The sequence below is a fragment of the Streptomyces antimicrobicus genome, from assembly GCF_020532625.1.
GTDB lineage: Bacteria > Actinomycetota > Actinomycetes > Streptomycetales > Streptomycetaceae > Streptomyces > Streptomyces antimicrobicus.
In genome coordinates this window covers 1-13,958 of the sequence record NZ_JAJAUY010000154.1, presented here as the reverse complement: position 1 = coordinate 13,958, position 13,958 = coordinate 1, and the positions used below count along the sequence as shown (strand labels likewise).

General features: G+C 73.2%; 12 protein-coding genes and 1 pseudogene. 6 read left to right on the top strand and 7 right to left on the bottom strand.

The window, feature by feature from the left end; genetic code table 11:
• Both LG632_RS26305 and LG632_RS26300 read right to left on the bottom strand, forming a co-directional pair.
• A partial coding sequence (locus tag LG632_RS26305) for a hypothetical protein (protein ID WP_226730038.1) occupies positions 1-649 on the bottom strand: 649 nt, incomplete at its 3' end.
• A gap of 5 nt (positions 650-654) precedes the next feature.
• Positions 655-1,302 (bottom strand): papain-like cysteine protease family protein, encoded by a 648-nt coding sequence (locus LG632_RS26300; RefSeq protein WP_226730037.1) that lies wholly within the window; start codon positions 1,300-1,302, stop codon positions 655-657.
• 235 nt (positions 1,303-1,537) lie between these two features.
• On the opposite strand from LG632_RS26300, the gene LG632_RS26295 reads away from it, so the two are divergent.
• Positions 1,538-2,476: a hypothetical protein gene (locus LG632_RS26295; protein ID WP_226730036.1), complete on the top strand. Its 939-nt coding sequence runs from the start codon at positions 1,538-1,540 to the stop codon at positions 2,474-2,476.
• 26 nt (positions 2,477-2,502) lie between these two features.
• Here LG632_RS26295 and LG632_RS26290 read toward each other — a convergent pair whose 3' ends face one another.
• Positions 2,503-2,931 (bottom strand): Rieske (2Fe-2S) protein, encoded by a 429-nt coding sequence (locus LG632_RS26290; protein WP_226730035.1) that lies wholly within the window; start codon positions 2,929-2,931, stop codon positions 2,503-2,505.
• Positions 2,932-3,112: 181 nt separating this feature from the next.
• Between LG632_RS26290 and LG632_RS26285 the strand changes: the two genes are divergently transcribed.
• Entirely contained in the window at positions 3,113-3,988 is an 876-nt protein-coding gene (locus LG632_RS26285; protein ID WP_226730034.1) for a carbohydrate kinase family protein, read from the top strand.
• Positions 3,989-4,040: 52 nt separating this feature from the next.
• On the opposite strand, the gene LG632_RS26280 is transcribed toward LG632_RS26285, so the two are convergent.
• Positions 4,041-4,652, bottom strand: coding sequence for a TetR/AcrR family transcriptional regulator (locus tag LG632_RS26280; protein WP_226730033.1), 612 nt, complete (start codon positions 4,650-4,652; stop codon positions 4,041-4,043).
• 73 nt (positions 4,653-4,725) lie between these two features.
• Between LG632_RS26280 and LG632_RS26275 the strand changes: the two genes are divergently transcribed.
• The gene (locus tag LG632_RS26275; protein WP_226730032.1) at positions 4,726-5,376 is read left to right on the top strand and encodes an NAD(P)-dependent oxidoreductase; all 651 of its coding nucleotides are present in this window, start codon (positions 4,726-4,728) and stop codon (positions 5,374-5,376) included.
• Positions 5,377-5,590: 214 nt separating this feature from the next.
• Here LG632_RS26275 and uvrA read toward each other — a convergent pair whose 3' ends face one another.
• A complete protein-coding gene (gene uvrA, locus LG632_RS26270; RefSeq protein ID WP_226730031.1) occupies positions 5,591-8,512 on the bottom strand; it encodes an excinuclease ABC subunit UvrA in 2,922 nt (973 codons plus the stop codon).
• Between the two features lie 196 nt (positions 8,513-8,708).
• On the opposite strand from uvrA, the gene LG632_RS26265 reads away from it, so the two are divergent.
• The 3 genes from LG632_RS26265 to LG632_RS26255 all read left to right on the top strand — a co-directional run bounded on the left by LG632_RS26265 (position 8,709) and on the right by LG632_RS26255 (position 11,599).
• Positions 8,709-9,398, top strand: a complete 690-nt coding sequence (locus tag LG632_RS26265) for a maleylpyruvate isomerase family mycothiol-dependent enzyme (RefSeq protein WP_226730030.1) — start codon at positions 8,709-8,711, stop codon at positions 9,396-9,398.
• A 10-nt stretch (positions 9,399-9,408) separates the two neighbouring features.
• On the top strand, positions 9,409-10,065 hold the full coding sequence (locus tag LG632_RS26260; protein ID WP_226730029.1) for an MBL fold metallo-hydrolase: 657 nt from the start codon (positions 9,409-9,411) through the stop codon (positions 10,063-10,065).
• Positions 10,066-10,306: 241 nt separating this feature from the next.
• A complete protein-coding gene (locus LG632_RS26255) occupies positions 10,307-11,599 on the top strand; it encodes an MFS transporter (RefSeq protein ID WP_226730028.1) in 1,293 nt (430 codons plus the stop codon).
• A 21-nt stretch (positions 11,600-11,620) separates the two neighbouring features.
• Here the strand turns inward: LG632_RS26255 and LG632_RS26250 are convergent, their stop codons facing one another.
• Positions 11,621-12,598: a TerC/Alx family metal homeostasis membrane protein gene (locus LG632_RS26250; protein WP_226730027.1), complete on the bottom strand. Its 978-nt coding sequence runs from the start codon at positions 12,596-12,598 to the stop codon at positions 11,621-11,623.
• Positions 12,599-12,829: 231 nt separating this feature from the next.
• Positions 12,830-13,958: pseudogene (locus LG632_RS26245) on the bottom strand (TerD family protein); the annotation flags it as partial.

Sequence of the window (13,958 nt, the reverse complement as noted above, 5' to 3'; positions counted from 1 at the left end):
CCGCCTTGCCGTCCCGGGCGTAGCCGGAGCCGGGCAGCTTGTCGCCGTAGGCGCGGACGACGCGGGCGCGGTAGCCGTCCAGGCTGGTGCCGCGCTCGCCGACCGCCCGTGCGGCGTCCTCGTCGAGCGGGAGGACGCGGTCGTCCCGGGCGACGTACCAGGCGTCGATCTGCGGTTCGCGGAAGACGGTGCCGCCGGGCAGCTTCGCCGCTCCGAGCGCGGCGTAGCGGAACTCGTCGTCGCCCTCGGCGATGTTCACGACCTTCCAGCCCGTGGCGGTCCGGGCGGTCCACAGGGCGGCCTGCCGGCCGTCCGCCGCGACGGCCCTGCTGGCCAGGAACTCCAGCCGGGCCACCGGTGCCCCGGCCTGTCCGGCGACGAACTCCGGGGAGAGGTGGTGGACGGGTATCGCCTCGCCCTCGACCCGCGGCGGTGCGGCGGCGGGCGCGGCCCCGGCGCCGCGGGCGAAGAAGCGGGCGACGGTGGCGAGGGTGTCGGGGGCGGTGGCCGCCTGCCGGGCGGCCTCCTTGACCTCGGCGGTGGCGGCGGGCGGCTGCGGGACAGGGGCCGCGGAGGCCTGCGCGGCGGTGCCGAGCAGGGTGGCGGCGGCCAGGACGGCGGTCAGGGCGGCGGCGCGGCGCGCGGTCATGGCGGTCACGCCCCGATCCGGTAGAGGGAGTGGGTCCAGGAGAAGGACGAGTTGTCCACGTACCAGTCGTGCGAGGCCCAGTTGTAGCGGTGCGAGGACGGCCAGGGGTCGCCCCAGTAGACCCAGCTGCTGGCGGTGTCGTAGCCGTAGACGACGTGCATGTGGCCGCCGCCGCTCGCCCACTGGATCCGGGTCTCGATCGGCCGGTCGGCGTCGATCTCGGTCTGCACCGTGGAGTAGCGCAGCCAACCGCTCACGTAGGAGCCGGGGTTGATGCCGGCCCAGCGCAGGCCGTTCTGGACGTTGCCGAGGGTGGCCTGGTTGTTGGGGCACTCGGTGCCCTGCTGGCGGTTGAAGGCGGCGTTGCAGAACTGGTTCTGGCTGTAGGCGCGGCCGAACCAGGTGGCGATGGTGTTGCCGCCCGCCGCCCAGCACCAGTTGGTCTTCTGCTGCGCCTGCATGGTGATGCCGAGCCGCTTGGCGGCGAGGGCGGCGCTCTGCCCGCCGGTCGCCGCGCCGGCGGTCGCGGCCGCGTCGGCGGGGACGGCGGTGGCGGCCGCGTCGGCGGCGGTGGCCGTCGCGGTGGGCAGGGCGAGGAAGAGGGTGGAGACGAAGGCGGCCAGGGTGAGCCGCCTCCTGCTGCGGTTGCGCATCGCGTTCCTCCCATGTGGGGAATGGGATGTGGGGGTGGAGGAGCGCGTCCGGACGCTGTGTGCAGGAGCATCAGGGAGTTGTCGCGATCTGGTCAACACGCTTCAATACGCGGTGACATTGCAGTGTGAACGGAGAGCCTGCGGTGTGAACGTCGGCCGTCCTGTCACCTGGACCACGTACGCCACCGATGCGGTCGCCGGCCCTTCGGGCGTGAACGTTCACAGGGGAGCCGTCGTGCGACCGACCACCGACAGCGCCGCGGAACTGGCCGAGGCCCTGCGCACCGGGCCCTTCCACGTGGCCCTGCGCACCGCGCTCGCCGCGCGCCGGCTCCCGCTGCACCGGGTCCAGCACCGGCTCGCGGCCCGCGGCATCAAGATCGGCGTCACCAGCCTCAGTTACTGGCAGCAGGGCGCGCGCCGACCGCGCCGCACCGAGTCCGTCCGGGCCGTACGGGCGCTGGAGCAGATCCTGGAACTGCCCTACGGCTCCCTGGTCCGGCTGCTCACCGCCCCCGACGCCGCCGCGACCGATCCCGCCCGGACCGCCGCGCGCTCGTACCGCGCGCTGCTGACCGCGGGCGCGGCCGTCGAGGGGCTGCTGGCCGGTCTGGAACTGCCGGCGGACGGCGGCCTGCACACGGTCGGCCACCACGAGCGGGTGCGCATCGGACGCGCCGGCGAACTGCGCGACCGCGCCTCGCAGCACGTCGTACGGGCCCACCGGGACGGCGTCGACCGCTATCTCGCCGTCCACCACGGCGACCCCGGCTGCGACACCGACCGGGTGAAGGTGCTCGCCTACGAGAACTGCCGGCCGGGCCGGATCCGCCGCGACCGCGAGGCCGGGGTGGTGGTGGCCGAGCTGCTCTTCGACGCCCGGCTGCGGCCCGGGGACACGTACGTCTTCGGCTACGGCTTCGTCGACGGCACCGCCGGGCGCAGCGCGGAGTACGTCCGCGGCTTCAGCTACGCCGGCGGGCAGTACGTGCTCCAGGTCCGCTTCGACGAGGCCGCCCTGCCGGTGCGCTGCCGCCGCTTCAGCCAGAACGGGCCGGGCGCTCCGCGCGGCGGCCTGGCCGACCTGACGCCCAGCGGCCGGCACCGCTCGGTGCACCTGGTGGAGACGGGCGTGCGCCGCGGGATCCTGGGCATCGCCTGGGACTGGGAGTGAACGGGGCGGCTCCCGCGCGGCGCCCGTCAGCCGGCGATGAGCTTGCCGCCCTCGACGCGCACCGGGACGGCGGGCAGCGGGTCGGTGGCCGGGCCGCGCAGCGGCTTGCCGGTGGTGACGTCGAAGCGGCTGCCGTGGCAGGGGCAGTTGCCCTCCCCCTCCTGGATCTTGTCCAGGACGCAGCCGGCGTGCGTGCACTGGGCGCTGAACGCCTTGTACTGGCCCTCGGCCGGGCAGCTGACCAGCACCTTGCGCTCCCGGTACAGCTTCGCGCCGCCGACCGGCACCTCGGCCGCGGCGCCGAGCTCCACCGGGGCGGTCGGCGTCGGCGGGGTGCTGCCGCCGCTGTTGCCGGCCGTGGAGCACGCGCTCAGCGCACCCGCGCCGGCGGCGGCCCCGGCGAGGGCGGCGGCGCCCTTGAGCACGGTACGGCGGTCGGCGGGCAGCGCAGGCATGGTGTCTTCTCCAGGACGGGCGGACGAACGGCTTCCGACGATACCGGCGCCGTCCCGGCGGCGGGCGGGGGGTACCGGTGGGGGTGCCGTGGGGGTGGGGTGCCGGTGGGGGTGCCGGTGAGGGGGAGGGTGGGGCCGGGAGCGGTACCGGTGACTCCGCTCGGTGGGATACGTTCCGCATGTGATCGTCGTCGGTGGAGAAGCCCTGATCGACCTGGTGCCCGTGGCGCGGCCGCCGGGCGCCCTCGTGCCGCGGCCCGGCGGGGGCCCGTACAACACGGCGCTCGCCCTCGGCCGGCTCGGCGCGCACGTGGCCTTCTGCTCCCGGGTCTCCACCGACGGCTTCGGCGAGACCCTGCTGGCCGGGCTGCGGGCGGCCGGGGTGGACCTGTCGCTGGTCCAGCGCGGCCCGGAGCCGACGACCCTGGCCGTGCCCTCGCTGGCGCCCGACGGCTCGGCGGCGTACGGCTTCTACGTCGAGGGCACCGCCGACCGGCTGTTCACGCTGCCGCCGGCGCTGCCCGCCGGCGCCCGCGCGCTGGCGCTCGGCACCTGCTCGCTGGCGCTGGAGCCCGGGGCGAGCGCGTACGAGGCCCTGCTGCGCCGGGAGGCGGGGCGCGGACTGCTCACCCTGCTCGACCCCAACATCCGACCGGCGCTGATCCCGGACGCCCAGGCGTACCGGGCCCGCTTCCTGGGCTGGCTGCCGCACGTGTCCGTGCTGAAGCTGTCCGAGGACGACGCGCACTGGCTCGGCGGCCGGGTCGACGACTGGCTGGCGGCCGGCCCGGCGGCGGTGGTCCTCACCCGCGGCGCGGCCGGGCTGACCGTACGGACCCGGGACGGGCGGGAGTACTCCGTACCGGCCCGGCCGGTCGAGGTGGCCGACACCATCGGCGCCGGGGACACGGTCAACGCGGCCCTGCTGCACCGCCTCGCGGCGGCGTCCGGCCCGGTCGACTGGCCCGCCGCCCTCGACTACGCCGCCCACGCGGCGGCGCTCACCTGCGCCAGGCCGGGCGCGGAGCCCCCGTACGCGGCGGAGCTCCGGGCCTAGGGACTGTCTTCCGGATCAGGCCGGGCTCGCGGCGTGATCCGAAAGACGGACCCTAGCGCAGGGCCGCCCAGGTGGCGGCGGCCACGGCCGGGGCGAACTCGGTCACCGGCTGGACCACGTCGCTGCCGGAGAAGTGCAGGAAGAAGGCCCGCTGGAAGCAGGCCCCCAGCAGCAGGGACGCCGCCGCGCGGGGGTCGGCGTCGGACCGGACCAGCCCGGCCGCGCGCGCCCGTTCGAGGTGGGCGACCAGGGCCTCCAGCACCACGTGCGGGCCGGTGCCGATGCGCTGGACGCCCTCGCGGTGGCGGCTGAGCAGGGTGGGCTCGGCGAACAGCGAGGCGGCCATGGGCATGGCGTCGGCGTAGAAGAGCGAGGCGTGCCGGGCGATGTCGGTCAGGCGGTCCTCGACGGAACGCTCCCGCGGTTCGGCGGCGAGCGCGGCCTGCAGCGGCCCGGCGTTGGGGGTGCGCTCCAGCAGGACCCGGACGAACAGCTCTTCCTTGTTGGCGTAGTGCTTGTAGAGCGCGGCCTCCGAGCAGCCGGCCTCCCGGGCGATGGCCTTGGTGGTGGCGTGGGCCAGCCCGACGGTCCGCATCAGCTTCTCGGCGGCGTCCAGGATGCGCTGGGCGGTGGGGCGCTGAGGACTTGACGAAGGGGTGAGCATTCACTCACCCTAACGAGCACGGAGGGGTGAGTGAATACTCACCCACCTCAGGCCGGCGGAGGAGGAGACAGCCATGAAGCTCACGGTGTTCGGTGCCACCGGTGGGGTGGGCCGCGAAGTGGTGCGCCAGGCCCTGGCGGCGGGGCACGAGGTGACGGCGGTGGTCCGGGACCGGGCCCGGCTGGACGTGCCGGACCGGCTCGGCCTGCACGTGGCGACGGTGGCCGACCTGCGGGACGAGGAGGCGCTGGTGCCTTTGCTGCGCGGCCGGGACGCGGTGGTCTCGGCGCTCGGCGCGGCCGGCAACCAGCAGGCCCGGCTCACGCCGGTGACCGGGCCCGCCCTGCGGGCCGTCGTCCCGGCCATGGGCCGGGCCGGCGTGGACCGCCTGACGGCGGTGAGCGCGGCGCCGGTGGGCCCCGACGCCCCGACCGACGGCTTCTTCACCCGCGGCGTGTTCCTGCCGCTGCTGCGGCGGGCGCTGCGGGACGTGTACGCCGACCTCGCGGACATGGAGGCGGTGCTGGCCGCCAGCCCGGTGGACTGGACGGTGGTCCGCCCGCCCAAGCTCACCAACGGCCGGCGGACCGGTGTGTACCGGCGCGCGGTGGGCGAGCCGCTCCCCCGGGCCCGGACGATCCCGCGCGCGGACGTCGCGGACGCCCTGCTGGCCTTCCTGACGGACGCCTCGGTCAGCCGCCGGGCCGTGGTCGTGGCCTCGTAGCCCCGCCCCGGCCCGGCGACCGGCCGGTCCCCGCCGCCCCGTGCGTCGTTCTCACGCGGCGACAGCGTGAGGTGTCACCGCGCGGGACGTGGCGCACGCGCCGGCGCGCCGTCCCTCGCACCAGCGGGGGTGGGCCGGTCCGCCGGGAGGTCTCGGGCGCGCAGCGGATGCCGTCCCCGCATCAGCGGGAATGCCGCCCACGGCACGCCCGCCCTCACTTCTTGGATGCTGCTCGCGGCCGGCGGGCGGTCCGCTTGGCCGGGGCCTTGCCGGCATTCGCCGCGTCGCTCAACTTGTCCGGATCCAGGATCTCCCGCAGGAACTTGCCGGTGTGGCTGGTCGGCACCGAGGCGACCTGCTCCGGCGTGCCCTCGGCCACGACCAGGCCGCCGCCGTAGCCGCCCTCCGGGCCCATGTCGATGACCCAGTCGGCGGTCTTGATGACGTCGAGGTTGTGCTCGATGACGATCACCGAGTTGCCCTTGTCCACCAGGCCGGAGAGGACCTTGATGAGCTTGCTGATGTCCTCGAAGTGCAGGCCCGTCGTCGGCTCGTCCAGCACGTAGACGGTCCGGCCGGTGGAGCGCTTCTGCAGCTCCGAGGCCAGCTTCACGCGCTGCGCCTCACCGCCCGACAGCGTCGGGGCCGGCTGGCCGAGCCGGACGTAGCCCAGGCCGACCTCGGTGAGCGTGCGCAGGTGCCGCGCGATGGTCGGGACCGCCTCGAAGAACTCCAGCGCCTCCTCGATCGGCATGTCCAGCACCTCGGCGATGGACTTGCCCTTGTAGTGCACCTCCAGCGTCTCCCGGTTGTACCGGTCGCCGTGGCAGACCTCGCACGGGACGTAGACGTCCGGCAGGAAGTTCATCTCGATCTTGATGGTGCCGTCGCCGGAGCAGTTCTCGCAGCGGCCCCCCTTGACGTTGAAGGAGAAGCGCCCGGGCAGGTAGCCGCGCACCTTCGCCTCCATCGTCTCGGCGAACAGCTTGCGGACGTGGTCGAAGACGCCCGTGTACGTCGCCGGGTTGGACCGCGGCGTCCGGCCGATCGGCGACTGGTCGACATGGACCACCTTGTCGACGAGGTCGTCGCCGTCCACCCGGGTGTGCCGGCCGGGCACCGTCCGCGCCCCGTTCAGCTCGCGGGCCAGGTGCGTGTACAGGATGTCGTTGACCAGGGTGGACTTGCCGGACCCGGAGACGCCGGTCACCGCCGTGAACACGCCCAGCGGGAACGCCACGTCGATGTCCTGGAGGTTGTTCTCCTTGGCGCCGCGCACGACCAGCTTGCGGTCGCCGTCGACCGGTCGCCGGACGTCCGGGACCGCGATGGTCTTCCGCCCGGCCAGGTACTGCCCGGTCATCGACTCGTCGTTCTTCAGCAGCTCCTTCAGCGAGCCGCTGTGCACGATCTTGCCGCCGTGCTCACCGGCGCCGGGGCCGATGTCCACCACCCAGTCGGCGACCTTGATGGTGTCCTCGTCGTGCTCGACGACGATCAGGGTGTTGCCCATGTCCCGCAGCCGCACCAGCGTCTCGATCAGCCGGTGGTTGTCGCGCTGGTGCAGGCCGATCGACGGCTCGTCCAGCACGTACAGCACGCCCACCAGACCGGAGCCGATCTGCGTGGCCAGCCGGATCCGCTGGGCCTCGCCACCGGAGAGGGTGCCGGCGGCCCGGTTCAGCGAGAGGTAGTCCAGGCCGACGTCCACGAGGAAGCGCAGCCGCTCGTTGACCTCCTTGAGCACCCGCTCCGCGATCTTCTTGTCGCGGGCGTCGAGCCGCAGCCGGCCCAGGAAGTCGGCGCACTCGCTGATCGACATGGCCGAGACCTCGGCGATGGACCGCTCCATCACCGTGACCGCCAGGACGATCGGCTTCAGTCGCGTGCCCTCGCAGGTCGGGCACGGGACCTCGCGCATGTAGCCCTCGAAGCGCTCGCGGCTCGCGTCGCTCTCGGCCTCGGAGTGCCGCCGCTTGACGAACGGCACGGCGCCCTCGAAGGCCGTGGTGTACGCGCGCTCGCGCCCGTAGCGGTTGCGGTAGCGGACCTGGATCTGGGTGCGGTGGCCGTTCAGCAGGGCCTTCTTCGCCCTCTGCGGCAGCCCCGCCCAGGGGATGTCCGTACGGAAGCCCAGCTCGTCGGCGAGGGCGCCGACCAGCCGCTGGAAGTAGTCCTTGGTGTGGCCCAGCGACCATGGGGAGATCGCGCCCTCGTCGAGCGTCTTGTCCTCGTCGGGGACGATCAGCTCCGGGTCGACCTCCATGCGGGTGCCGATGCCGGTGCAGTCGGGACAGGCGCCGAAGGGCGAGTTGAAGGAGAACGAGCGCGGCTCCAGCTCCTCGAACGACAGGTCGTCGTAGGGGCAGTAGAGGTGCTCGGAGTACATCCGCTCGCGCTCGGGGTCGTCCTCCGGGAGGTCGACGAAGTCCAGGATCACCATGCCGCCGGACAGGCCGAGCGCGGTCTCGACGGAGTCGGTGAGCCGGCGCTTGGCGCTCCCCTTGACCGTCAGGCGGTCGACGACCACCTCGATGGTGTGCTTCTCCTGCTTCTTCAGCGTCGGCGGCTCGGACAGCTGGATCGTCTGCCCGTCCACCCGCGCCCGGCTGTAGCCCTTGGTCTGGAGGTCGGCGAACAGGTCCACGAACTCGCCCTTGCGCTCGCGCACCAGCGGCGAGAGCACCTGGAAGCGGCTGCCCTCGGGCAGCGCGAGGACCTTGTCCACGATCGCCTGCGGCGACTGCCGCGAGATCGGGCGGCGGCACTCGGGGCAGTGCGGCTTGCCGATGCGCGCGAAGAGCAGGCGCAGGTAGTCGTAGACCTCGGTGATCGTGCCGACCGTGGAGCGCGGGTTGCGCGAGGTGGACTTCTGGTCGATGGAGACGGCCGGGGAGAGGCCCTCGATGAAGTCGACGTCGGGCTTGTCCATCTGCCCGAGGAACTGGCGCGCGTACGAGGACAGCGACTCTACGTAGCGGCGCTGGCCCTCGGCGAAGATCGTGTCGAAGGCCAGGGAGGACTTGCCCGAACCGGACAGGCCGGTGAAGACGATGAGCGAGTCGCGGGGCAGGTCGAGCGAGACGTTCTTCAGGTTGTGCTCGCGAGCGCCACGAACGATGAGACGGTCGGTCACGCCGGTCCGCACCTTTCTCGGGATGGCGGGGGCACCGGGCCCTCGGCCGTTTCGGGTATGGGGGCCGGGGGGCGACCTCGGCAGCGGATGAAGTCAGACGATGGGTTCCGGCTTCGAGCGTATAGCACGCGCATTCGATTTACGGCACTCGGCCGGTCGCTTCACCCGATCGTGTGGCCGGGCTAGGGTCGGCCCCATGACTGATCATGTGCACGACCTGCACTCTGTACGTGAGGCCACCGACCGACTGCTGAGCGCGGTCGCGAAACTGGACAACGGCGCACTCGCCGAGGAGTCACGACTTCCCGGCTGGAGCCGCGGGCACGTCCTCGCCCACCTCTCCCGCAACGCCGACGCCCTCGTGAACGTCTTCGAGGGACGCCCCATGTACGCCAGCGCCGAGGCCCGGGAGGCCGACATCGCCCGGGACGCCGGCCGGCCTCTGGAGGAACAGCTGGAGGACCTCAGGAATTCCGCGGAGGCCTTCCTCGCCACCACGCGCGTCCCGCAGGACTGGTCCCGCACCGTGGAACTGCGCAACGGAGTCACCGACCTGGCCTCGAACGTGCCGTTCCGCCGCCTCGTCGAGGTCGAGCTGCACCACGTCGACCTGGGCATCGGCTACGAGCTGGCGGATCTGCCGGCGGAGTTCACCGGCCGCGAGATCGACTTCCTGGCCGACCGCTGGTCCGGCCGCCCCGAGGTGCCGCCGACCGAGCTGGTCGCCGAGGACGGCCGCACCTGGCGCACCGGCTCCGCCGGCGACGTCGCCGTGACCGTGCGCGGCACCGCGGCCCAGCTGCTGGCCTGGCTCGCCGGCCGCGCCGACAAGGGCGCTTCCCTGACCACCTCCGGCGGGCCCCTGCCGGCCCTCCCGCCGCTCTAGGATCGGTTCCATGACGTACAGCGGAGCGGTCAAGGTCGGCGGACCCGCCGACGTGCACGAACTCACGGACCTGATGATTTCCAAGGTCGCGGTCGGTCCCATGGACAACAACGCGTACCTGCTGCGCTGCCGGGCCACCGACGAGCAGCTGCTGATCGACGCGGCCGCGGAACCGCAGACCCTGCTGGCCCTGATCGGTGACGACGGCATCGCGTCCGTCGTCACCACCCACCGGCACGGGGACCACTGGGGCGCGCTCCAGGCGGTGGTCGACGCGACCGGCGCCCGGACCTACGCCGGCGCCCTGGACGCCGAGGGCATCCCGGTGCCCACGGACGTGCCTCTCCAGGACGGGGACACCGTCACGGTCGGCCGGGTCACCCTGACCGCCCGACACCTGGTCGGCCACACCCCCGGCTCGATCGCCCTGGTCTACGACGACCCGCACGGGCACCCGCACGTGTTCACCGGCGACTGCCTCTTCCCGGGCGGCGTCGGCAACACCTGGGGCGACGAGAAGGCCTTCGCGAGCCTGATCTCGGACGTGGAGGAGAAGATCTTCGGGCAACTGCCCGACGAGACCTGGGTCTACCCCGGCCACGGCAACGACACCACGCTCGGCGCCGAGCGGCCGCACCTGGCCGAGTGGCGCGAGCGCGGCTGGTAGCGGCCGCGGGCGGCCCGCCCGCGGCCCTGTGCGGCGACGGCCCGGCGCCCTGGCACCGGGCCGTCGCCGTGTGGCGGGATCCCGGCGGCGGCCGGTCAACCCCGCGCTACCGTGCACTCCTTCCGGTCAAGGCTGGCCGTCGGGCCCTCCGGGGCCTGCGGGAAGGGGTTATGGGTGCCTCATGCACGGTGATCACTCCTCCGTTTCCACCCCCGTTCCGGCGCCCGCCCAGGCGCCCTCGATGCTCCGCCTCGCCCTGGCCTCGCTCGCCGGGACCGCCATCGAGTTCTACGACTTCTTCGTCTACGGCACCGCGGCCGCGCTCGTCCTCGGGCCGCTGTTCTTCCCGCACTTCTCCGCCCTGGCCGGGACCCTGGCGGCGTTCGCCACATTCGGCGTGGGATTCGTCGCCCGCCCGCTCGGATCGGCCGTCTTCGGCCATGTCGGCGACCGGTACGGGCGCCGGCCCGTCCTGCTGGCCTCCCTGCTGCTGACGGGCCTGGCCACGGTCGCCGTGGGCTTCCTGCCGACGTACGCCACCCTCGGGGTCACCGCCCCGCTGCTGCTGGTGCTGCTGCGCTTCCTCCAGGGGCTGGGGCTCGGCGGCGAGTGGGGCGGGGCCGTCCTGCTCACCGCCGAGCACGCCCCCGAGGGGCGGCGCGGGCTGTGGGCGAGCTTCCCGCAGGCGGGCCCGGCGGTGGGCTTCCTGCTGGCCAACGGCATGATGCTGGGGCTCTCCGCGACCCTGTCCGAGGACCGGTTCGCCGCGTGGGGCTGGCGGGTGCCGTTCTGGGCGGCGGGCGTGCTGGCCCTGGCCGGGCTGTGGCTGCGCCGCTCGGTGGAGGAGACCCCGCAGTTCCGGGAGCTCGCCGAGGAGGGCCGGCGCGCCGAGGCCCCGCTGGCGGAGGTGGTGCGCGGGCACTGGCGTCTGCTCCTGCTGACCGGCGGCTGCCTGGCCGTCGGGTACGCCCTGTTCTACGCCGTGACCACCTGGTCGCTGGCCTATGCCACCGAGCGGCTGAAGGTGGACCGGACGGTGGCGCTGGCCTGCATCATGGTGGCCGTCGCGATCAAGGGCGCGGCCACCCCGGTGGTCGCGGTGCTGGGCGACCGGTACGGGCGCCGCCCGCTGTGCCTGGCCGGCTGCGCCGCCTCGGCGCTGTGGATGTTCCCGATGGTGGCGCTGCTGCGCACGGCCGAACCGCTGCTGATGACCGTCGGCTTCGTGGGCGCGCTGCTGGCCATGGTGACGATGTTCGCGGTGGTGGGGGCGTACCTGCCGGAGCTGTACGCACCGCGGATCCGCTGCACGGGGGCCGCGGTCGGCTACAACCTGGGCGGCGTGCTGGGCGGGGCGCTGACCCCGATCGCGGCGACCGCCCTGGCCGAGGGCTCGGGGCCGCCCTGGGGCGTGGCGGCGTACCTGAGCGGCATCGCGCTCCTCAGTCTGGCCTGCTTCGCGCTCCTGCCGGAGACCAACCCCCGGTCGGTGCGCGCCGAGGCGGGGGCGGCCGAAGCGGCCGCCCCCGCCTGACGGACGTGCGTCCGGCGCCGGTCAGGCGTCGACGCTCTCCTGGGCGGCCTGCGCCGCCTCCTGCTTCTTCGAGGCCACGAGGCTGGTGATCGTGGTGATCACCAGGACGCCGCAGATGACACCCAGGGAGACCGGCGTGGAGATCTCCGGGACGTGCACACCGGACTCGTGCAGCGCGTGCAGGACCAGCTTGACGCCGATGAAGCCGAGGATGACCGACAGGCCGTAGCTGAGGTGGACCAGCTTCTTGAGGAGCCCGCCGAGCAGGAAGTACAGCTGGCGCAGGCCCATCAGGGCGAAGGCGTTGGCGGTGAAGACGATGTACGGGTCCTGGGTCAGGCCGAAGATCGCCGGGATCGAGTCGAGGGCGAAGAGGATGTCGGTGGTGCCGATGGCGAGCATGACCACCATCAGCGGGGTCAGGACGCGCTTGCCGTTCGCCTGGATGAAGAGCTTGGTGCCGTGGTACCGGTCGGCCACGCCGAACCGCTTCTCCACGGACTTCAGCAGGCGGTTCTCCTCGTACGCCTCGTCCTCCTCCTCGGCCCGCGCCTCCTGGATCAGCTTCCAGGCGGTGTAGATCAGGAAGGCGCCGAAGAGGTAGAAGACCCAGGAGAAGCTGGAGATGATCGCGGCGCCGGCCGCGATGAAGATCGCCCGCAGGACCAGGGCGATCAGCACGCCCACGAGCAGCACGCGCTGCTGGAGGTGCGAGGGCACCGAGAACTTCGCCATGATCAGGACGAAGACGAAGAGGTTGTCGACGCTCAGCGACTTCTCGGTGATGAAGCCGGCGAAGAACTCCTGGGCGGCCTGGCCGTTGCCGAAGAACAGCAGGCCGAGGCCGAAGAGGGCGGCCAGGACGATCCAGACGACCGTCCAGGTGCCGGCTTCCTTCAGCGACACGTCGTGGGGCTTGCGGCCGATGAGGAAATCGGCCCCGATGAGAACGCACAGACCGACGATGGTCAGGGCCCATACGGTGAACGAAACGTCCACTTTTCACGCCTCCGGCAGATGGCTCAACAAGGTCAGCGTCATCGCTGCCGGAGGTCTCTTCCACCCGGGGGCCGTGGACCGGCCGCCGGGCCGGCGCCCCGGGACCGGTCACGGTCCGTATTGACGGGCACGCCGCGCAGAAAAAGCAGGAATACTCCCCTCCGCGCTGTCGAGCTTACCCGCCGAAGGCGCGAAAGGTAAAGGGTTCCCCAAGGAGTGGTCAGGCGATGGTCATCCGCGCGACTGCGCCACCCGCTCCAGTACGAGGTCCAGCACCCGGCTGCCCGCCGGCGGCAGAGCCGGTTCGAAGGTCCAGGCGTGCCCGACCCAGGGATCGGCCAGGTGGTCGTCGGGCACCGGCGAGAGCCGCATCAGCGACCGCCACAGCGGGTCCAGCAGCGGCCCGTACGCCGAGGCCTCGTCACGGTCGGCCACCATCAGCAGGTGCACCCCGACGGCCGGCCCCTCGTCGGCCAGGTAGCGCAACTGGGTGACCGCGCGGTCGTCGAAGCCGTGCGGGAAATCGTGTACGACGAGCAGCTGGTCCGAGGTGTCCAGGTCCGGCGGCAGCTCCTCGGGCGCACCGGCCCGGACCGCCATCTGCGCCAGGTCCACCCGCCGGGTCAGCCGCGCCAGGGTCTCGGTGACCCCGGCCGCCCCCGCGGCGGGCGGCGCGGCCAGCACCCCGGACCGCACCAGCGGCTCCAGCGAGGCGGCGCCCGCACCCGCCGCGTCGATCACATGGACCGACAGCCGGCCGCCGGGGTGGACCGCCAGCATCCGCACGACATGGGCGACGGCGGCGTCCATCGCGACGCGGCGCAGCCGGTCGGTGTCCATGGTCATGGCCGCCTCGGAACCGGTACGGCCGTTGTCGATCCACAGGCCCCGCTCCAGCGGGAACCGGACCAGCATCGGGATCCGCAGGTCCGGACGCTCGGGCAGGTGCAGATCGCCCAGGCGCACGGCCATGGGCGGCTGCTCGGGGGCCGTGTGCCCGTGCCAGACGGGGTTGTCCCAGCGGGCGTAGGCGGCCGGCAGGGCGGGCTCGACCACCTCGGCCTCGGCGGTCAGCTGGGCCAGGTCGCGGTCGAGGACCGCCCTGGCCTGGGCGACCAGTTCGTCGCGGCGGGCCTGCGCCGCTTCGCGGGCGGCGTTGCCGGAGCCGCCCAGCCGGTGCCGCGGATCGGACAGGACCTCGTCGAGCTCGCGGTCCATCCGGCCGTCGGCGAAGTCCACGGCACTGCGGTAGGCCGCCGAGGTGCGGGCCAGGTCCTCGAACATGCCCCAGACCTGGTTGTACAGGCGTTCCTCCATGGACCAGCCGGCCGCGTCGCCGGCCACCGGCCGGCTCGGCTCG